Here is a 20,143-nt window from a genome sequence, read left to right as displayed (position 1 = left end):
CTGATGTTGTGGTGAACGAAAGTTCACCTAAGCAACATATCAAAAAAAATTATTGCGGCAATATGAACGTTTGCGTCGGCGTCATGAAGAAGGCTCACGCAGAGGAAAAAGCCAGCATAAAATGCTAAGCGACTGGATAAACGTGGGATGTTAATCAGGCAGGAGAGTGAAATGTGACACAAGTCACCGAATACAGCCTCAATAAAAAAAATAGGGGAATTTATGCTTCCCCTATATCAGATCATTTAGTAATGGTTTTCACACCATCAGCCGTACCAATCAGTGCCACATCCGCACCGCGGTTCGCAAACAACCCGACGGTCACGACGCCCGGGATACCGTTAATAGCATTTTCCAGCGCGATAGCGTCCAGAATTTCCAGACCGTGGACATCAAGGATCACGTTACCGTTATCGGTGACGACGCCCTGACGGTACTCCGGACGGCCACCAAGCTTCACCAGTTCGCGCGCGACGGCACTGCGCGCCATCGGAATCACTTCCACCGGCAGCGGGAAGTTACCCAGAATATCAACCTGCTTAGAGGCATCGGCAATACAGATAAATTTATCGGCTACTGATGCAATAATTTTCTCACGCGTAAGGGCCGCGCCGCCGCCTTTGATCATCTGCATGTGGCCGTTGATTTCGTCTGCGCCGTCCACATAGATGCCCAGACGGTCAACTTCGTTCAGGTCGAAAACGGTGATGCCGAGGCTTTTCAGCTTCTCGGTAGAGGCATCAGAGCTTGAGACCGCGCCCTCGATTTGTCCTTTCATCGTGCCCAGCGCGTCAATAAAGTGCGCCGCGGTAGATCCCGTGCCTACACCGACAATCGTACCCGGCTGTACGTATTGAAGTGCCGCCCAGCCTACTGCTTTTTTCAGTTCATCCTGCGTCATGATCGTTTTCGCCTGTGGTGTCATCAACTGCCGCGCATTATAGAACATATCTCAATCATAATTCGACCTGCGGGTAAACCTCTGCGTACGCCCGCCGGACAACAGCTCCAGCCTGTGACAGGTATCACAGCAAAGTGCAAAACAATTTCGTCTGTATCCAGGGTAAATTTATGTCATAGTGCAGGATATACCGACAGGGGGGTACCGCAGATCAATGAAACGTCCGGACTACAGAACACTACAGGCGCTGGATGCCGTTATCAGGGAACGAGGGTTTGAGCGCGCCGCGCAGAAACTGTGCATCACTCAGTCCGCCGTCTCTCAACGCATTAAGCAGCTTGAGAATATGTTCGGACAGCCGCTGCTGGTGCGTACCGTACCGCCGCGCCCTACCGAGCAGGGGCAGAAACTGCTGGCGCTGCTGCGCCAGGTTGAGCTACTGGAAGAAGAGTGGCTGGGTGATGAGCAAACCGGCTCGACTCCGCTGCTGCTGTCGCTGGCGGTCAACGCCGACAGTCTGGCGACCTGGCTGCTGCCTGCGCTAGCCGATGTGCTGGCCAACTCCCCTATTCGCCTGAATCTTCAGGTTGAGGACGAAACCCGCACCCAGGAACGCCTGCGTCGTGGCGAAGTGGTCGGCGCGGTAAGTATTCAGCCACAGGCGCTGCCAAGCTGCCTGGTGGATCAGCTCGGCGCGCTGGACTACCTGTTTGTGGGCTCCAAAGCCTTTGCTGAACGCTACTTCCCTAATGGCGTGACCCGTTCAGCGCTGCTTAAAGCCCCCGCCGTTGCCTTCGACCATCTGGACGATATGCACCAGGCGTTTTTACAGCAAAACTTCGATCTGCCGCCGGGTAGCGTTCCCTGTCATATTGTGAACTCATCGGAAGCATTCGTGCAGTTGGCTCGCCAGGGCACGACCTGCTGTATGATTCCGCACCTGCAAATTGAAAAAGAGATTGCCAGCGGTGAGCTGATCGATCTGACCCCTGGCCTGTTCCAGCGGCGGATGCTCTACTGGCACCGCTTTGCGCCGGAAAGCCGCATGATGCGCAAAGTCACCGATGCCCTGCTCGCGTACGGGCATAAGGTACTGCGACAAGATTAAGCACAACGAAAAACCCCTCGCCGGGCGAGGGGTTAGGGAAATTACTTCGCGGCTGCGGGCGCTGCTGCCGGAGCCGGAGTGGAAGCCTGTTCAGGCTGAAGCTGGAATACCACATCTACCTGGTCGTCAAACTGAATGGTCGTTTGCTCGTAGGTTTCCTGAGCGGATACCGGTGCCGCATCGGCCTTCATCATGCGCACCATCGGGCTCGGCTGGTAGTTAGAGACGTGATAGCGCACGCTGTACACCGGCCCCAGCTTGCTGTGGAAGCCTGCTGCCAGCGACTGAGCCTGATGAATCGCATCATCAATCGCCGCTTTACGCGCCTTATCTTTATACGCATCCGGCTTCGCCACGCCCAGCGATACGGAGCGGATCTCGTTCAGACCCGCCTTCAGTGCGCCGTCCAGCAGCGAATTCAGCTTATCGAGCTGACGTAACGTGACTTCTACCGTGCGCACCGCGCGGTAGCCCTTAAGCACGCTTTTACCGTTTTGATAATCGTAATCCGGCTGAGTACGCAGGTTGGCGGAGCTAATGTCGTTTTTGGCGACGCCATTCTGCTCAAGGAAAGAGAGGTATTGCGCAACGCGCTGATCGGCCTGTTTCTTGGCGCTTGCTGCATCTTTAGCCGCAATATTAACTTCAATCGCCAGCGTCGCGATATCCGGTACTGCCGCCACGCTTGCTGTCCCCGACGTGACGATATGCGGGCCATCAGGCAACTCATTTGCCTGTACGGACATTGCGCTAAACCCGATTGCAGCGGCCAGAGCCATCACTTTAAACTTCACTGTTGTATCTCCTTGGTTATCACCCGACAACGGGGTCTTGCCTGCAAGCTTAGCCATTGCCGGGAGAAAGTCCATCAGATGAGGCCTAGTTCATAAGCGCGTGCAGGTGGCCAACCCCCTCTTTTGCCAGCTGAAAAGCGATAAACCACATCACGATCCCAACGACGAGGTTGATAATGCGCTGCGCCTTCGCGGTGCGCAAACGCGGTGCCAGCCAGGCCGCCAGTAGCGCAAGCGCGAAAAACCACAGGAACGAGGCGCTGATGGTGCCCAGAGCGAACCAGCGCTTAGGCACGGCCTCCAACTGGCCCCCCAGACTGCCCAGCACCACAAAGGTGTCAAGGTAGACGTGCGGGTTAAGCCAGGTCACCGCCAGCATAGTCACGATGATTTTCCAGCGCCCCTGCTTCATCACTTCCGCGGTGGCCAGTTCAATGTTGCTGCCCATCGCGGTTTTCAGCGCGCCGAAGCCGTACCACAACAGGAACGCAACGCCGCCCCAGGTGACCAGTGCCAACAGCCACGGAGAGGCCATAAGCAGCGCGCTGCCGCCGAATACACCCGCGCAGATAAGTAACATGTCGCTGACGGCACACAGCAAGGCAATCATCAGATGATACTGGCGGCGAATACCCTGGTTCATCACAAAAGCATTCTGCGGGCCGAGCGGAAGTATCATGGCTGCACCAAGTGCAAGACCTTGAAAATAATAAGATATCACGATAGTTTTCTTTAAGTAGTTCAGGAATGGCGCTGACTATAACGCGATAGAATCATTAGCGGAAATTGATATTTTTAATCAGTAATAAGTTTAGCTAATTATAAATTGAAAATACGCGCACCGATGCAGGCCGGATAAGACGTTTACGCCGCATCCGGCATTAATGCGCTCGGTCAGTGCCTGATGGCGCTACGCTTATCAGGCCTACCTTGGTTGGTCGCCCATAAAAAAACCGGGCATCAGCCCGGCCTTATTACTGCTTAGAAGCGGTTACTGCTGGGCAGAACTGCCAGGCTGCATATGCACGTCTAGCTGTGGATAAGGGAAGCTGATGCCGTTGGCATCGAACTCGCGCTTAATTTGCTCCAGCACGTCCCAGTAGACGTTTTGCAGGTCGCCGCTCAGGCTCCAGGCACGCACGACAAAATTTACTGACGACGGCGCCAGTTCATTTAAACGCACGGTAATATCGCGGTCTTTGAGAATACGGTTATCCGCTTCAAGAATACGGGTGAGGATCTGCTTAACTTTATCAATATCCGCATCGTAAGAAACGCCAATAATAAATTCATTACGGCGCGCAGGTTCGCGCGAGAAGTTAATGATATTGCCAGCGATAATTTTGCCGTTAGGGATAACGACAATTTTGCCATCAACGGTACGCATGGTAGTGGAGAAAATCTGCACGCTCAGCACGGTACCGGCCACGCCGCCCAGGTCAACGTATTCACCCGCACGGAACGGGCGGAACATCACCAGCAGCACGCCTGCGGCCAGGTTAGACAGCGAGCCTTGCAGCGCTAGACCTACGGCTAAACCCGCGGCACCCAATACGGCAATAACGGAGGCTGTTTGTACGCCCACGCGCCCCAGCGCAGCGATCAGCGTGAAGGCAATCACCGCATAGCGCACCAGCGCTGAGAGGAAATCAGCCACGGTGGCATCAATTTTACGCGCCAGCATCAGGCGGTTGACGGTGTTCGAAACGATGCGCGCCGCAATCATCCCCACAATGATTATCGCGATTGCCGCAACGATATTGACCGCGTAGCTCAGCAGCAATTCCTGGTTGCGCACCAGCCATGAACCGGCGTCATTTATGCTATCGACAACGTTTAAATCTTCCATTCAATATTCCTTATGGATACCCGGATGGGAAACGAAAAACGGCCTGCAACAGTACAGGCAGGTATAAAGGGTAACCAAAAAAGGCGACTTTTGCCAAGTTGATCACGTTTTTATACCGTTCCATCACTTTGAAAAGACAATAAAAAAAGCCCACCTTTCGGCGGGCTTTCAGGCAAAAATCAGGTTTTCTTACAGAACGTCTTTCGCGTTCAGTTCAGCAAAAGCCTGTTCCAGACGCGTAATCATAGACGTCTGAGCAGCACGCAGCCATACGCGCGGATCGTAGTATTTCTTGTTCGGCTGGTCTTCGCCTTTCGGGTTGCCCAACTGGCCCTGCAGGTAAGCTTCGTTAGTTTTGTAGTACTGCAGGATACCGTCCCAGGTTGCCCATTGGGTGTCGGTATCGATGTTCATTTTCACTACGCCGTAGCTAACGGAGTCTTTGATTTCCTGAGCAGAAGAACCGGAACCGCCGTGGAAGACGAAGTTCAGGCTGTTGTGCGGCAGGTTGTGTTTCTTAGAAACGTATTCCTGAGAATCACGCAGGATAGTCGGGGTCAGAACCACGTTACCTGGTTTGTACACGCCGTGTACGTTACCGAAGGAAGCTGCGATGGTGAAACGCGGGCTGATTTTGCTCAGTTCAGTGAACGCGTAATCAACGTCTTCTGGCTGAGTGTACAGTGCAGAAGCGTCCATGTGGCTGTTGTCCACGCCGTCTTCTTCACCGCCGGTGCAACCCAGTTCGATTTCCAGAGTCATGCCCATTTTGGACATACGCGCCAGGTATTTGGAGCAGATTTCGATGTTTTCGTGCAGGGACTCTTCGGACAGGTCGATCATGTGAGAAGAGAACAGCGGCTTACCGGTAGCAGCAAAGTGTTTTTCACCCGCGTCCAGCAGACCGTCGATCCACGGCAGCAGTTTTTTAGCGCAGTGGTCAGTGTGCAGGATAACCGGAACACCGTAGTGTTCAGCCATCTGGTGAACGTGATGCGCGCCAGAGATCGCACCCAGGATAGCCGCGCCCTGAGGAACGTCGGTTTTCACGCCTTTACCCGCGATGAACGCAGCGCCGCCGTTAGAGAACTGAACGATAACCGGAGCTTTAACTTTTGCAGCGGTTTCCAGTACGGCGTTGATGGAGTCAGTGCCCACGCAGTTAACTGCTGGCAGAGCGAAATTGTTTTCTTTTGCTACCTGGAAAACTTTCTGTACGTCATCACCGGTGATAACACCTGGTTTTACGAAATCAAAAATTTTAGACATGTTACGTAGTCCTGTATCTTCGGCCGTTAGAAAAGGTGCGAGCTCTATAAAGCGCGCTGAAAATTGGGCAGGTTTCCCTGCCCTTGAATGACTTACTTCTTAGCGCGCTCTTCGAGCATTGCTACTGCTGGCAGTACTTTACCTTCCACGAATTCGAGGAACGCGCCGCCACCAGTGGAGATGTAGGAAATTTTGTCAGCGATACCGAACAGGTCGATTGCAGCCAGGGTGTCGCCGCCGCCTGCGATGGAGAACGCGTCGCTGTCTGCGATTGCGTTAGCCACGATTTCAGTCCCTTTGCGGAAGTTCGGGAATTCGAACACGCCAACCGGGCCATTCCACAGGATAGTTTTCGCGTTTTTCAGGATTTCAGCCAGTTTCTCAGCGGACGCGTCGCCCAGGTCCAGAATCTGCTCGTCATCTTTGATGTCGTTGACAGATTTCAGGGTTGCGGTCGCGGTTTCAGAGAACTCGGTCGCTACGCGAACGTCGGTCGGAACCGGGATGTCACAGGTGGTCAGCAGACGCTTAGCTTCATCAACCAGGTCAGCTTCGTACAGGGATTTACCGACGTTGTGGCCTTGCGCAGCAACGAAGGTGTTCGCGATACCACCGCCCACGATCAGCTGGTCAGCGATTTTAGACAGAGAGTCCAGAACGGTCAGTTTGGTAGAAACTTTAGAACCACCAACGATAGCCACCATCGGGCGAGCTGGTTCTTTCAGTGCTTTACCCAGCGCGTCCAGTTCTGCTGCCAGCAGCGGGCCTGCGCACGCAACGTCAGCAAATTTGCCGATACCGTGGGTGGAAGCCTGTGCACGGTGTGCAGTACCGAATGCATCCATTACAAACACGTCGCACAGTGCAGCGTATTTTTTGGACAGCGCTTCGTCGTCTTTCTTCTCGCCTTTGTTGAAGCGAACGTTTTCCAGAACAACCAGCTCACCGGCAGCAACTTCAACGCCGTCCAGATAATCTTTAACCAGACGAACCGGAGCAGACAGTTTGTCTTTCAGGTAATTAACAACCGGCAGCAGAGAGAATTCTTCGTTGTACTCGCCTTCGGTCGGACGACCCAGGTGAGAAGTCACCATCACTTTCGCACCCTGTTTCAGCGCCAGCTCGATAGTTGGCAGTGAAGCACGGATACGTGCGTCGCTGGTTACTTTCCCTTCTTTAACTGGTACGTTCAGGTCCGCACGGATGAAAACGCGTTTACCAGCCAGATCCAGATCGGTCATCTTAATTACAGACATGGTGAATCCTCTCGTTGATACTTAAAGTTTTGTCGACGCTCAAGCGTCGAGCCTGAAACCAATAGCGGCCATTGCTAACGTGGTGTCGAGCATTCGGTTAGCAAAGCCCCATTCGTTATCACACCAGACCAGCGTTTTGATCAGATGCGCTCCACTCACCCGCGTCTGCGTGCCATCGACGATGGCGCTGTGCGGATCGTGGTTAAAATCAGTTGAGACCAACGGTAATTCCGTATAGTCAACTATACCATGAAATGCACCCTGTGCTGCTTTTTGCAGCAACTGGTTGACTTCACTTGCTTTTACAGGTTTTTTCACCGTCACGCTCAGGTCAATTGCCGTCACGTTAATGGTCGGTACGCGCACCGCAATCGCCTCAAATCGGTCACTGAACTGCGGAAAAATACGGGCGATGCCCGCTGCAAGTTTGGTATCAACCGGAATGATAGACTGGCTCGCCGCGCGCGTGCGACGGAGGTCGGGATGATAAGCATCAATCACCTGCTGGTCGTGCATCGCAGAATGAATGGTTGTCACCGTTCCGGACTCAATGCCGTAGGCATCATCCAGCAATTTGATGACGGGAATGATGCAGTTCGTGGTACAGGAGGCGTTGGACACAATACGATGTTCCGCACGCAGCTCATGCTGATTGACCCCATAGACGACGGTTGCGTCGAGATCGTTGCTGCCAGGATGTGAAAAGAGCACCTTCTTTGCGCCTGCGGCGATATGCGCTTCACCGTCTGCACGGCTACCGTATACGCCGGTACAGTCGAGCACCACATCAACCGACAGTTCACGCCAGGGGAGCGCGTCAATAGAGCGCTCGTGCAGAAGACGGATAGCATCATCGCCGACAAACAGCTGCTCGCGCTCCTGGCGAACATCCCAGGCGAAGCGCCCGTGGCTGGTGTCATATTTCAACAAATGCGCGATGCCAGCGGCATCGGCCAGTTCGTTGATGGCCACCACGGTGATTTCCGCACGGCGTCCGGATTCATACAAAGCACGAACCACATTACGTCCAATGCGGCCGAAGCCGTTAATCGCTACGCGTACGCTCATAGGTCTCCTGCAAGGTTGTCCCGACGCTAAGTGGCAAACAGAGTAATGCAGCCGCACGTTCAGGGAAACCTTACCCGCCACAAACCGTGACTGAATGGTTAAATGTCGAACAATTCATCGACTGAAACGCTTCAGCTAGAATAAGCGAAATATGGAATAAAAGGAATGTTTGTCCAGACAAACGCGCCAGTAATCTGACATACATCACATTTTTACAGGAATAATCTGCGGAGAAATTCCATGCCGCCCTTCGCTTATCCCCCTTCTCTGTAACCGGCGTCGGCAATCAACCTCAACCGCACCAGGCTAATATTATTAGCTAAAGATGACTTTATCGCTGTGCGAGTCACAGAATCCTCTTTTCGTAATGATACACTCACCAGCCAATATAAAAACGCCCGAAAAATAAGCATACGCTTTAATTAATAAATATCACAAAAATATATCAACCGAAAATATATTCATTAAAGAAATATTTCTGACGCTAATGACGAATTTCATTATTCACCCACAATTATCGCCATTATTCCGGTTTAAATATTCACAAGGATGATTTATGAAGCAGCAAATGCAAATGATTGGGCAAGCCATGCTGGTCCCCATATCAATTATTACTATTGGTTCCATGTTTATGGGATTCGGCAGTGCATTGACGAATAAAGAAACGCTGGGTAATGACTCCAACTTAATGATAGTGTTTTATGTTCAGATAATGCCCGATGACCTTGTCATGCAGCTCCACCGATTTTGAGAACGACAGTGACTTCCGTCCCAGCCTTGCCAGATGTTGTCTCAGATTCAGGTTATGTCGCTCAATGCGCTGAGTGTAACGCTTGCTGATAACGTGCAGCTTTCCCTTCAGGCGGGATTCATACAGCGGCCAGCCATCCGTCATCCATACCACGACCTCAAAGGCCGACAGCAGGCTCAGAAGACGCTCCAGTGTGGCCAGAGTGCGTTCACCGAATACGTGCGCCACAACCGTCTTCCGGAGCCTGTCATACGCGTAAAACAGCCAGCGCTGGCGCGATTTAGCCCCGACGTATCCCCACTGTTCGTCCATTTCCGCGCAGACGATGACGTCACTGCCCGGCTGTATGCGCGAGGTTACCGACTGCGGCCTGAGTTTTTTAAATGGCGGAAAATCGTGTTGAGGCCAACGCCCATAATGCGGGCGGTTGCCCGGCATCCAACGCCATTCATGGCCATATCAATGATTTTCTGGTGCGTACCGGGTTGAGAAGCGGTGTAAGTGAACTGCAGTTGCCATGTTTTACGGCAGTGAGAGCAGAGATAGCGCTGATGTCCGGCGGTGCTTTTGCCGTTACGCACCACCCCGTCAGTAGCTGAACAGGAGGGACAGCTGATAGAAACAGAAGCCACTGGAGCACCTCAAAAACACCATCATACACTAAATCAGTAAGTTGGCAGCATCACCGAAACGCTGGAGGCATTACATCTCAGCGCTTTATTTAATCAAGAATCACTATGGTTTATCACGTTCAGCGTAATGAAGGCGACGGGGGACGTGGTATTTCGCAATTTACCGCTGTTCTTCTCGATCGGCGTCGCCTTTGGTCTGGCAAAAAAAGAGAAAGGCTGGGCCGCCTTTTCCGGCGCCGTTTGCTTTATGTCGATGCATTTCATCCTCAGTACATTGCTTACGCTTCATGGCCTTAGTGAACAAACGACGACGGCCAGTTGGTTTATCAATCAGCGCCACCTCGACCCGGTCGCCGCGGTGCAAGAAGCCTCTATCTATACCACCGAATTAGGCATGTTCACCTACCGCATGAGCGTATTTGGCGGCATGGCGGTCGGTCTTGTGACTGCCTGGCTGCATAACCGACTTTACAACGTAAAGCTACCGATGGTGCTCTCCTTCTTCGCCGGTACGCGCACCGTGCCTATCGTCACGCTCGTCATCGGTGCGCTGATGGGGTCAGCGCTCTATCTCATCTGGCCGCCTATCGGCTGGATGCTGGCGCAGTTCAGTAAGCTCATCGGTGATTCCGGTTTATTTGGCACCTTCCTCTGGGCAGTGGCCGATAAATCGCTGCTGCCGGTAGGCCTGCACCACCTGATCACGACCCCCATTCGCCTGACCGAGCTCGGCGGTTCAATGGAAGTGTGCGGCAATCTGGTCAGCGGTACCACCAACATCTATATGGCCCAGTTGGGCTGTAGCGACACGCAAGAGCTGCTGGTGCGCGGCTTCCAGTCCGGACGCGTCGTCACCCACTTCGGCGCGTTGCCGGGAGCCGCGCTTGCCATGTACCACTGCTCCCGCTCTCAGCATAAAAAGGTCGTTGCGGGCCTTCTGCTGCCGGTGGTGGCAACGATGATACTATTTGGCGTAACGGAACCTATCGAATATACCTTCTTGTTTGTCGCCCCCTGGCTTTTTTATCTGGTCCACGTACCGCTCACTGGTTTAATTTTCGTTTTAACGGAAATGGCTAACGTTTCTGTCTACGGCGGCTGCCTGAAAGATATTCTGCCGGTATTGCTTCAGCCCAATAAATTAAACCTGTGGGGATATCTCTGGTTAACCCCTCTCTTTTTTGTCGTCTACTATGCGCTATTCCGCTATTTAATTACTCGTTTTAACGTGATGACCCCGGGCCGTGAAGAAGAAGTTACCGGCGGTGATGACGTGAAGCTTTTCAGCAAACAGGATTTTAAAAGTAAAAGCGCAGCATCCCCGGTTAAAGCACAGAGCGATGAATTTTCCATGCAAATTATTGCCGCTTTCGGCGGCAAAGAAAATATTTCTCAGTTCGATAACTGTATTTCCCGGCTACGCGTCGAGGTGATCGATCCTTCACGCGTCGCAGACGATGACGTGTGGAAGAAAAACCTGCGCGCCAAAGGCGTCGTGCGCGTCGGCGAAACCGGCTGGCAAATTATCTACGGCACCGAAGTGGTAATGATTGCCGGCGACTGTAAAGAACTGCTTGAGGAGGACTAATGGATAACCTCTCAACGGAGCATATTGAGTACGTCGCACATCCCTACGAACAAAAACGGCTTATCGCGCTGCCGTTCGATCCCGGGCTCGACGTTGAACGACTGGAAATCAGCTACCGCGTCAAGGACGGTAACGTGGTCGATTTAGGACTAAAAATCGGTGAAGAAACCCTCGGCTGGAGTGGCGGAGCGCGGCAACACATTGCGGTCAGCGAAAACTTCGCCACGCCCGGCTACCGGCGAGGCGCGTTGCCCCGAGGTAAAGGATACGTGCTGCTGGGGCTGCATAAAATCACGACCGTGTGCCGCATTCAGGTCGAGATCGTGCGCTACAACAAGGCGCTACGCTGGCTGCGCGGGGATACACATATGCACTCCGAGCACAGCGACGGCAAGCTAAGCATAGCAGCGCTGATCGCCAGAGCTCGCTCACTTAATCACGATTTTCTCTGCTTTACCGACCATAACACCATGACGCAAAACCGGGAGATCGACGGCATCAACGTACCACAATGCCTGATTCCCGGTATGGAGCTCACCACCCAGCTCGGGCACGTCAACTTTCTCGGCGTTGCTCAGCCTGTGCACAGTTTTCTGCCCAGCTTCAGCGCAGCGGAGATCGCACAGAAGATGGCCGAAGCTCGCAGCAACGGCGCCTGGATTGGCATTAATCATCCGTTCTGCCAGCACTGCCCATGGCTGCTGCCCTTTATCAATTTCGACTGGCTTGAATTGTGGAACGGCCCCTGGGAGGCAACGACCCATAACGAAGCCACGTTTCAGTACTGGCTACAGCAGCTGCGCCTGGGGCAGAACATTGCCGTTACCGCCGGCAGCGATTTCCACAAAGAAAAATCGCTGACGCTGCCTACTCTTGCCGTGCACAGCCGCAGCGCTGAACGCCGCGACATTCTGCATGCCATCGCCAGCGGTCGCAGCTATATGCAGAGCCACGATGATATTCGGCTGCGGCGTTTTGCCGCCGGAGACGCCGGGGCCGGGGACACGACCGTAAGCCCGGCACTGCATGTCGATCTCAACGTGCCAGCCCACCACCAGGTGCTGCTCTATACCGAGAAGCAGGTGATTGAATTGCCGCACCACAGCGGCGTAGTACAACGGGACATTCACTGGGCCAACAGCCGCTTTGCCTTTTTACGGGTGAACGATGGCTCCCGCGCCCAACTGATTAGCAACCCCATTTTCAGGGAGTGAACATGCAGCGCGTGCATATTATTTATAAAACGCATCTCGATATCGGCTTCACCGATTACGCCCAGACAATTGAAGATAAATACCTGACGGAGTTTATTCCGGCAGTGATAGCGCTTGCCCGCGAGGTGAACGTCGGAGCAGAGAAAAATTTTATCTGGACCTGCGGTTCCTGGCTTATCCACCGCTACCTGCAGCGCGCGGCTCCCGAGGATCAGGCCAGGCTTTGCGAGGCAATAGCGGCTGGCAACATCGTCTGGCACGGTCTGCCGTTTACCACCCACAGCGAGCTGTTGACGCCCACGCTGATGCGCCACGCGCTCTCCTATAGCCAGGCGCTGGACGCGCGTTTCCAGCGCCGGACGATTGCCGCGAAAATGACCGACGTCCCGGGTCACCCGCAGGCTATCGTGCCATGGCTAGCCGACGCCGGGCTGCGCTACCTGCATATTGGCGTGAATGCGGCCTCCTGCCCACCGGATGTCCCGTCGCTGTTTATCTGGAAATACGGCCAGCGCGACATCGTCGTCAACTACTCTTTCGGCGGCTACGGCAACGAAACCTGGTGTGAAGCGCTGGACGAGCTGCTGGTCTTTTGTCACGCCGAAGATAACTGTTCACCGCCGACGGCAGCCGACGTCATGCAGCTCATTGAACGCTACCGCCAGCGTTATCCCGAAGCACAGGTCAGTGCTTCAACGCTGGACGCGTTCGCCGCCCGCGTGGAAACCCTCCGCCCGACTCTGCCGATCATCGATGCTGAAATCGGCGATACCTGGAACCACGGGCTGGCCAGCGACCCGGGGAAAGTCAGCCGCTATCGCCGTTTAAGCCGCCGTCTGCAGCAGGAAATTGTCTGCCCGCCTGAGGCCCTTGATGCCCTTCTGATGGTGCCGGAGCATACCTGGGGAATGGATCTCAAACTGCATCTTCCCGATTACTGTCATTACCTGCCAGAAGCGTTCAGCGCCGCGCGCGCCGCGGACAGCATTCACGCCCCGGTGCCGGAAAAATATGCATCGCTGAGTCAGTTTATTGCGCAGTCTCCCCACCAGGCCACCCGCAGCTATGGTCACTTTGCACGGTCGTGGGAAGAACAGCGACGCTATCTCGATAGCGCCTGCGCACATCTCCCCGCGCCGCTGTGTGACATCGCCGGAGCAGGCCCTATCGTCGCCAAAGGGATGGCAACCGAACTGCGTCAGTTCACCTTCGGTGACTACGACTTTGCCCTGGCGAATGACGGCAGCCTGTCGTCGCTCAACGTTGACGGCAAGCCGGTGCTCGACGCCCCGTTTGCCCGCCTGATCTATCGGCAGGTCGGGCCGCAGGAGTATGACCATTTTCGCGACCGCTACCTGCAAAATCTCGATACCACCGCCCCATGGGCGCTCTCTGACTTCACCCGACCCGGTCTGGAGCTCACCCCACGTCCGGTCACCACTCAACAGGTCAACTTTGCACTTAAGCAGGTGCGCTTTCGCGGCGAGCTGAATGCCTGGTACGTGCAGGCCACCGTCCGGCCCGACGCCGCGCCCGGCATTGAATTACGGCTGCCTGAAGAGATCGTTCTGGAATACGGCTTTAGCAAGGTCCGCCGCGCACTGTCGCTGCGGGTCAGCATCCGCGGGAAACAGGCCAACCGCCTGGCGGAGGAAATCTGGCTACAGCTGGGGCTGGCCAACGTGGGCCAGAGCATGTGCCAGAAACTGGGCTACCCCACCGACTGGTTTAACGTGGTCAGAAACGGCAACGCCAACCTGCACGCGGTGGAGTTTGCGCGCACCGAACAGTGGACGCTGGAGCCTCTCGACGCGCCGCTGCTGGCGCTATACCAGCCGAAGATCCTTTGCTTTGGCGAGCCGACCGCTTCACGCGTCAGCCTCTACGGGCAGCTCTATAACAACATCTGGGGCACCAACTTCCCGATGTGGTACGACGACGATATTCACGCGGAGTACCGCGTCTATTTTAAAGACAAAGGGGAGGCGCAATGAACGACGTCCGCACCATCCACGCCGTCTCGCATACCCATTGGGATCGCGAATGGTATTTCTCCACGCTCGACACCCAGCTTTTCGCGCTCAAAGCCTTCAGCGAGCTCATTGAAGCGCTGGAAAACAACCCCCGCTTCGTTTTCCATCTTGATGGCCAGAGCTCAATCTTTGATGATTTTATTCGCCTTAAACCCAAAATGGCCGAGCGGGCGCGCAGGCTCGTTCAGCAAAAACGGCTGCTGATCGGCCCGTGGTACACCCAGCCGGATCTGTTTAACATCGCCACGGAATCGATGTTTCGTAACCTGCGCATCGGCATCCACCACGCGCGTGAAGCAGGCTACTGCATGTCGGTGCTGTACCTGCCGGACACCTTTGGCAGCCACGCCCAGTTGCCGCAGATTGCCCGCGCGTTCGGGCTGCGGCATATCCTGCTGCGCCGCGGTTACGATCCGCAACTGATGGGGCCAACGGAGCTGTGCTGGGAGGCGCTGAACGGCGATTGCGCCACCACCGTGATAACGCCCTTTGGCTACTCGCTTGCCCACCCCGAACGCGGTGGCCGCTGGCGCAACTTCCGCCCCGCGCATTTCGACGAAGAAACGTTCCCACTCATTACCCGCATGAAGGCGCTGTCGGCGTCGCCGGATCTCCTCTGCCCGATCGGCGGCGATCAGGTCAGCTGCGATGCTGACTTCGACCGGCTTATCGCCGCCGTTAACGCGCTTAGCGAAGACCGCTGGGAGGTCAGCAGCTATGAACGTTACTTCGCCACGCTGGCCAGTCAGACGCTGCCACGCTGGCGCGGTGAGTTTCGTACGCCGCGCCTTTCCCGGGTACACAAAAGCATTGGTTCTTCGCGTTACGACATTAAAAAAGCCAATGCAGATGCGGAAAGGTGCCTCACCCGGCTGGCAGAGCCCATGCTGGCGCTGGCACGGCGTAACGGCTTTAGCGAAGGTGAAGAGATGCTGGAGCAGGCGTGGCGATGGCTACTCGAGTCGCACGCCCACGACAGCATGGGCGGCTGCAACAGCGATGAAACCAACCGCGACGTGCTGCACCGTTGCCGTCAGGCGCAGCAAATCGGCGAGGCAATATTCAGCCTCCACGCTCGTCAGCTTCTGGCGAATCTTGAGATCCAAACGCCCTATCGCTTTCTGGTACTCAACGGGACCAGCAGCCCCGCCATCGACGTCCGCCAACAGACGCTTATTACCCCCACGGCCCAATTTGCGCTCATCGGTGAGAATGGCGAACCGATACGCGTCGTGGTTCATCGACAGCGCCAGGTTCAACTACCGCGCCATGTTCTGCTGACGCCGGATGGCGAGGTCGAGACAGAACAACAGTGCTGGTACTACGAAAACATCGTCGACCTGCTCAACGTACCGGTGCCACCGCTGGGCTTCGCGCTCTTTTACGTCGCCCCCAGCCAGCGGCCGATGCTCTTTCCCCTCTCCTGCCCTGAAGCGCTGGCGATCGAAAATGCGCACTATCACCTGAGCCTGCGGGACAACCAGCTACAGCTGTTGGAGAAAAACACCGGCCGCAGGCTAACGCCGCTGCTGCAACTGCGCGATATCAGCGACGATGGCGATCTCTACGACTTTTCGCCCCTGCCCGGCGATAGCGGGCTGCTCTTCTCGCACTTCACCCTCAGCGAGGTTCAGCAGCATCCGTGGCAACAGTCTCTGCGCCTGCACGCCGCGCTGCGGCTGCCGGAAGGGATTAATGACGACCGACGGGCGCGTAGCGATCGCCTGCGCGTCGTTAACGTCACACTGACGCTGACCCTTGAAGACGATATGCTGCACGGCGAGCTGACTATCGAAAATACGGTACGCGAGCACCGTATGCAGCTGCTGTTCAATACCGGGCAAACCATCGCCGCGGTGTGCGCCGACGTGCCGTTTGGCACGCTCACGCGCACCAATCAGCAGATTGCCGATAGCACAGGCTATGCGGAGCGCCCGGTTGATAGCGAACCCTTTATGCACCGGCTGAGCCCACACGCCGATTTTCACGTTTTCGCCCGCGGCCTGAAAGAGTACGCCTATCAGGGGCAACAGCTTCGCCTGACGCTGTTTCGCGGCGTCGGCCAGCTTGGTAAAGACGATCTGCTGTATCGCCCTGGGCGCGCCTCCGGGCAGCGCCAGGCCACGCCGGAAGGTCATCTCCCCGGCGAGCTGAGCTTTCACTTTGCGCTGTGTCTCGGCACGCATTCCCCGGCGCAGCTGGCGGTACGCGAACAGCGCTTCAGCGCGCCGGGGCGACTGTGGCAATGGCAGCACGATCGAACGGGTCTTCAGCGCTTAGATAATTTTGATGTATTTATTCCCGAACGGGACATTGCCCACCGCCAGCTGCTGAGCCATTTGCCCCAGGGCTGGGTAATCAGCGGCGTTGACGTGCTGTACGGCAAAACGTTGGTGCGGCTGTATAACCCATCGTCAGAAGCCCTGACCATACCGGAAGACTGGCGCGGTTATGTCTGTAACGCGCTGGGAGAAAAAATAGAGAAAGCGGTTTTACGGGGCAACGATCATCTGACGCTTGACCTCAGCCAGCTGGCTCACGATAGGCCGGTCTGATATCCCCACGCCATAAAAAAAGGCCGCTTTCGCGGCCTTTTTACTCAGGAGCAACGGATTACAGCAGGCCTTTCGCCTTCGCAACCACGTTATCCACGGTGAAGCCAAACTCTTCGAACAGCTGCTCTGCTGGCGCAGACTCACCGAAGGTGGTCATGCCCACGATAGCGCCGTTCAGGCCCACGTATTTAAACCAGTAGTCGGCGATGCCCGCTTCGATAGCGACACGTGCACTCACGGCTTTCGGCAGCACGGATTCACGGTAAGCCGCATCCTGCTTGTCGAACGCGTCGGTAGACGGCATGGAAACCACGCGCGCCTTCACGCCTTCAGCGGTCAGTTTTTCATACGCCGCAACCGCCAGCTCAACTTCAGAACCGGTCGCGATGAAGATCAGTTCAGGCTGACCGTCACAATCTTTCAGCACGTAGCCGCCGCGCGCCACGTTAGCCAGCTGCGCTTCGGTACGTTCCTGCTGCGCCAGGTTCTGACGGGAGAGGATCAGCGCGGTCGGGCCGTCATGACGCTCAACGCCGTATTTCCACGCAATCGCGGACTCAACCTGGTCACACGGACGCCACGTGCTCATGTTCGGCGTCACGCGCAGGGAAGCAATCTGCTCTACCGGCTGGTGCGTCGGGCCGTCTTCGCCCAGACCGATAGAGTCGTGGGTGTAGACCATAACCTGACGCTGTTTCATCAGCGCTGCCATACGCACGGCGTTACGCGCGTACTCAACGAACATCAGGAAGGTAGAGGTGTACGGCAGGAAACCACCGTGCAGCGCGATACCGTTCGCGATTGCGGTCATACCAAACTCACGCACGCCGTAGTGAATGTAGTTGCCTGCGGTATCTTCGTTGATCGCTTTTGAACCAGACCAGATGGTCAGGTTAGACGGTGCCAGGTCAGCAGAGCCGCCGAGGAATTCAGGCAGCAGATGGCCAAAGGCTTCGATTGCGTTCTGAGAAGCTTTACGGCTGGCGATTTTCGCCGGGTTAGCCTGCAGCTTAGCGATGAACTCATTCGCTTTCGCATCGAAATCAGACGGCATATCGCCTTTCATACGACGGGTGAACTCAGCCGCTTCCTGAGGGAATGCTTTCGCATAGGCAGCAAACTTGTCGTTCCAGGCGGCTTCTTTCGCTTTGCCTGCTTCTTTGGCATCCCACTGCGCGTAGATGTCAGCCGGGATTTCAAACGGCGCGTATTTCCAGCCCAGCGCTTCACGGGTCAGCGCCACTTCGGCTTCGCCCAGCGGGGCACCGTGAGAGTCGTGCGTACCTGCTTTGTTCGGTGAACCGAAGCCGATAACGGTTTTGCACATCAGCAGCGACGGTTTGTCGGTGACTTTACGCGCTTCTTCTACCGCACGTTTAATCGCTTCAGCATCGTGACCGTCGATATCGCGGATCACGTGCCAGTGATAGGCTTCGAAACGCTTCGCGGTGTCATCGGTGAACCAGCCTTCAACGTGGCCGTCGATGGAGATACCGTTGTCATCATAGAAGGCAATCAGTTTACCCAGCTTCAGGGTACCGGCCAGGGAGCACACTTCGTGAGAAATGCCTTCCATCATGCAGCCATCGCCCATGAATGCATAGGTGAAGTGGTCAACGATGTCGTGACCCGGGCGGTTGAACTGCGCCGCCAGCGTTTTTTCTGCAATAGCCATACCTACGGCGTTTGCAATACCCTGCCCCAGCGGACCGGTGGTGGTCTCAACGCCAGCGGTGTAGCCAACTTCCGGGTGACCCGGCGTTTTGGAGTGCAGCTGACGGAAGTTTTTCAGCTCTTCCATCGGCAGATCGTAACCGGTGAGGTGCAGCAGGCTGTAGATCAGCATGGAGCCGTGGCCGTTAGACAGCACAAAGCGGTCACGGTCAGCCCAGGACGGATTTTGTGGGTTATGGTTCATAAAATCACGCCACAGGACTTCGGCAATGTCAGCCATACCCATCGGGGCACCCGGGTGACCGGATTTGGCTTTCTGTACTGCGTCCATGCTCAGCGCACGAATAGCATTAGCAAGCTCTTTACGTGAGGACATTTTGACTCCAGTTCGGACTGTTGAAGGCCAACCCTAACGCCACGAGGCGCGCACGTTACGGGCTATGCCAGAAAAAAGTGCCAACAATGTAACCTATGCGACAAAGCATGTACATGGAGCATCCTTTTGCGTATTCAGAAATCTCTGGAAGCGGGGTTAAGAAGATGTAATCTCCTCGCCCACAACTCGCGATATTCTTTATACTTAGCCTCACTCTGGCGTCGCAATTCCAGGGCATTTTCCGATAAACGACTTTGGAAGCAATCTTATGAAAAAACGGGCGATGGTTCTGGCTTTTGGCGCAACCTTACTGCTTAGCGGCTGCCAGAATATGGATTCTAATGGCTTATTAAACTCCGGCTCCGGCGCACTGCAGGCGTTCACCCTGAGCGATCAACAGGTACAAGCCTTGAGTGACCAGGCCTGTAAAGATATGGACAGTAAAGCGACCATTGCCCCGGCCGATAGCGCTTATACCCAACGGTTGAATAAAATCGCCGCGGCGCTGGGCGATAACATTAACGGCCAGCCGGTGAACTACAAAGTCTACGTCGCGAAAGACGTCAACGCCTTTGCCATGGCTAACGGCTGTATTCGCGTCTATAGCGGCCTGATGGACTTAATGAACGACAACGAAGTCGAAGCGGTGATCGGCCATGAAATGGGCCACGTTGCGCTCGGCCACGTTAAGAAAGGCATGCAGGTTGCCATTGGCACCAACGCGCTACGCGCGGCGGCGGCCTCAGCGGGCGGTATCGTCGGCAGCCTGTCGCAATCGCAGCTGGGCGATCTCGGCGAGAAGCTGGTGAACTCGCAGTTCTCACAGCGTCAGGAGTCAGAGGCAGACGACTACTCCTATGATTTGCTGCGCAAACGCGGCATTAACCCTATCGGGCTAGCGACCAGCTTCGACAAGCTGTCTAAGCTGGAAGACGGCCGCCAAAGCTCGATGTTCGATGATCACCCGGCAACCCAGGAACGCGCGCAGCACATCCGCGACCGTCTCCAGGCTGACGGCATTAAATAATCATTTTTCCGGGGGGTAATTTTGCCTCCCGGAATAAATAAGATAAAA

15 protein-coding genes are annotated in these 20,143 nt (G+C 55.4%); 6 read left to right on the top strand and 9 right to left on the bottom strand.

Annotated elements, in window-relative coordinates; all coding sequences use genetic code 11:
- Nucleotides 1-241: 241 nt before the first annotated feature.
- Complete coding sequence (gene rpiA / locus H7R58_RS04485; RefSeq protein ID WP_106926107.1) at nt 242-901, bottom strand: ribose-5-phosphate isomerase RpiA; 660 nt, start codon at nt 899-901, stop codon at nt 242-244.
- Between the two features lie 214 nt (nt 902-1,115).
- On the opposite strand from rpiA, the gene argP reads away from it, so the two are divergent.
- Nucleotides 1,116-2,009: a DNA-binding transcriptional regulator ArgP gene (gene argP / locus H7R58_RS04480; protein ID WP_106925749.1), complete on the top strand. Its 894-nt coding sequence runs from the start codon at nt 1,116-1,118 to the stop codon at nt 2,007-2,009.
- 41 nt (nt 2,010-2,050) lie between these two features.
- On the opposite strand, the gene H7R58_RS04475 is transcribed toward argP, so the two are convergent.
- From H7R58_RS04475 to H7R58_RS04445, 7 genes are all read right to left on the bottom strand, one after another.
- A complete protein-coding gene (locus H7R58_RS04475) occupies nt 2,051-2,803 on the bottom strand; it encodes an oxidative stress defense protein (RefSeq protein WP_106925747.1) in 753 nt (250 codons plus the stop codon).
- Between the two features lie 85 nt (nt 2,804-2,888).
- Nucleotides 2,889-3,524, bottom strand: a complete 636-nt coding sequence (gene argO / locus H7R58_RS04470) for an arginine exporter ArgO (RefSeq protein WP_106925745.1) — start codon at nt 3,522-3,524, stop codon at nt 2,889-2,891.
- 270 nt (nt 3,525-3,794) lie between these two features.
- The gene (gene mscS, locus H7R58_RS04465) at nt 3,795-4,652 is read right to left on the bottom strand and encodes a small-conductance mechanosensitive channel MscS (RefSeq protein WP_106925743.1); all 858 of its coding nucleotides are present in this window, start codon (nt 4,650-4,652) and stop codon (nt 3,795-3,797) included.
- Nucleotides 4,653-4,841: 189 nt separating this feature from the next.
- Nucleotides 4,842-5,921, bottom strand: a complete 1,080-nt coding sequence (gene fbaA / locus H7R58_RS04460) for a class II fructose-bisphosphate aldolase (RefSeq protein ID WP_106925741.1) — start codon at nt 5,919-5,921, stop codon at nt 4,842-4,844.
- Nucleotides 5,922-6,013: 92 nt separating this feature from the next.
- Entirely contained in the window at nt 6,014-7,177 is a 1,164-nt protein-coding gene (gene pgk, locus H7R58_RS04455; protein WP_106925739.1) for a phosphoglycerate kinase, read from the bottom strand.
- A gap of 39 nt (nt 7,178-7,216) precedes the next feature.
- Nucleotides 7,217-8,245, bottom strand: coding sequence for an erythrose-4-phosphate dehydrogenase (gene epd, locus H7R58_RS04450; protein WP_106925737.1), 1,029 nt, complete (start codon nt 8,243-8,245; stop codon nt 7,217-7,219).
- A gap of 685 nt (nt 8,246-8,930) precedes the next feature.
- Nucleotides 8,931-9,628, bottom strand: a protein-coding gene (locus H7R58_RS04445) for an IS1 family transposase (protein ID WP_223335778.1) whose coding sequence is annotated in 2 segments (ribosomal slippage) — nt 8,931-9,379 and nt 9,379-9,628 — 699 coding nt in all. Because the reading frame shifts where the segments join, the coding sequence is not laid out codon by codon here.
- Nucleotides 9,629-9,677: 49 nt separating this feature from the next.
- On the opposite strand from H7R58_RS04445, the gene H7R58_RS04440 reads away from it, so the two are divergent.
- The 4 genes from H7R58_RS04440 to H7R58_RS04425 are packed head-to-tail and all read left to right on the top strand — an operon-like array spanning nt 9,678 to nt 17,018.
- Nucleotides 9,678-11,216, top strand: a complete 1,539-nt coding sequence (locus tag H7R58_RS04440) for a PTS transporter subunit EIIC (RefSeq protein ID WP_320108697.1) — start codon at nt 9,678-9,680, stop codon at nt 11,214-11,216.
- Nucleotides 11,216-12,430 (top strand): CehA/McbA family metallohydrolase, encoded by a 1,215-nt coding sequence (locus H7R58_RS04435; protein ID WP_182930049.1) that lies wholly within the window; start codon nt 11,216-11,218, stop codon nt 12,428-12,430. Before H7R58_RS04440 ends, H7R58_RS04435 begins: the two co-directional genes overlap by 1 nt.
- A gap of 2 nt (nt 12,431-12,432) precedes the next feature.
- A complete protein-coding gene (locus H7R58_RS04430) occupies nt 12,433-14,424 on the top strand; it encodes a DUF5054 domain-containing protein (protein WP_182930048.1) in 1,992 nt (663 codons plus the stop codon).
- Nucleotides 14,421-17,018, top strand: coding sequence for a glycoside hydrolase family 38 N-terminal domain-containing protein (locus tag H7R58_RS04425; protein WP_182930047.1), 2,598 nt, complete (start codon nt 14,421-14,423; stop codon nt 17,016-17,018). Before H7R58_RS04430 ends, H7R58_RS04425 begins: the two co-directional genes overlap by 4 nt.
- A gap of 58 nt (nt 17,019-17,076) precedes the next feature.
- Here H7R58_RS04425 and tkt read toward each other — a convergent pair whose 3' ends face one another.
- Complete coding sequence (gene tkt, locus H7R58_RS04420) at nt 17,077-19,068, bottom strand: transketolase (protein ID WP_106925725.1); 1,992 nt, start codon at nt 19,066-19,068, stop codon at nt 17,077-17,079.
- Nucleotides 19,069-19,336: 268 nt separating this feature from the next.
- Here tkt and H7R58_RS04415 point away from each other — a divergent pair, with 268 nt between their 5' ends.
- Nucleotides 19,337-20,095, top strand: coding sequence for a metalloprotease LoiP (locus H7R58_RS04415; RefSeq protein WP_182930046.1), 759 nt, complete (start codon nt 19,337-19,339; stop codon nt 20,093-20,095).
- Nucleotides 20,096-20,143 lie beyond the last annotated feature (48 nt).

This window comes from Klebsiella sp. WP4-W18-ESBL-05, assembly GCF_014169075.1.
Lineage (GTDB): Bacteria > Pseudomonadota > Gammaproteobacteria > Enterobacterales > Enterobacteriaceae > Kluyvera > Kluyvera ascorbata_B.
The sequence above is the reverse complement of the archived record's forward strand: the minus strand, read 5'-3'. Positions and strand labels throughout refer to the sequence as shown.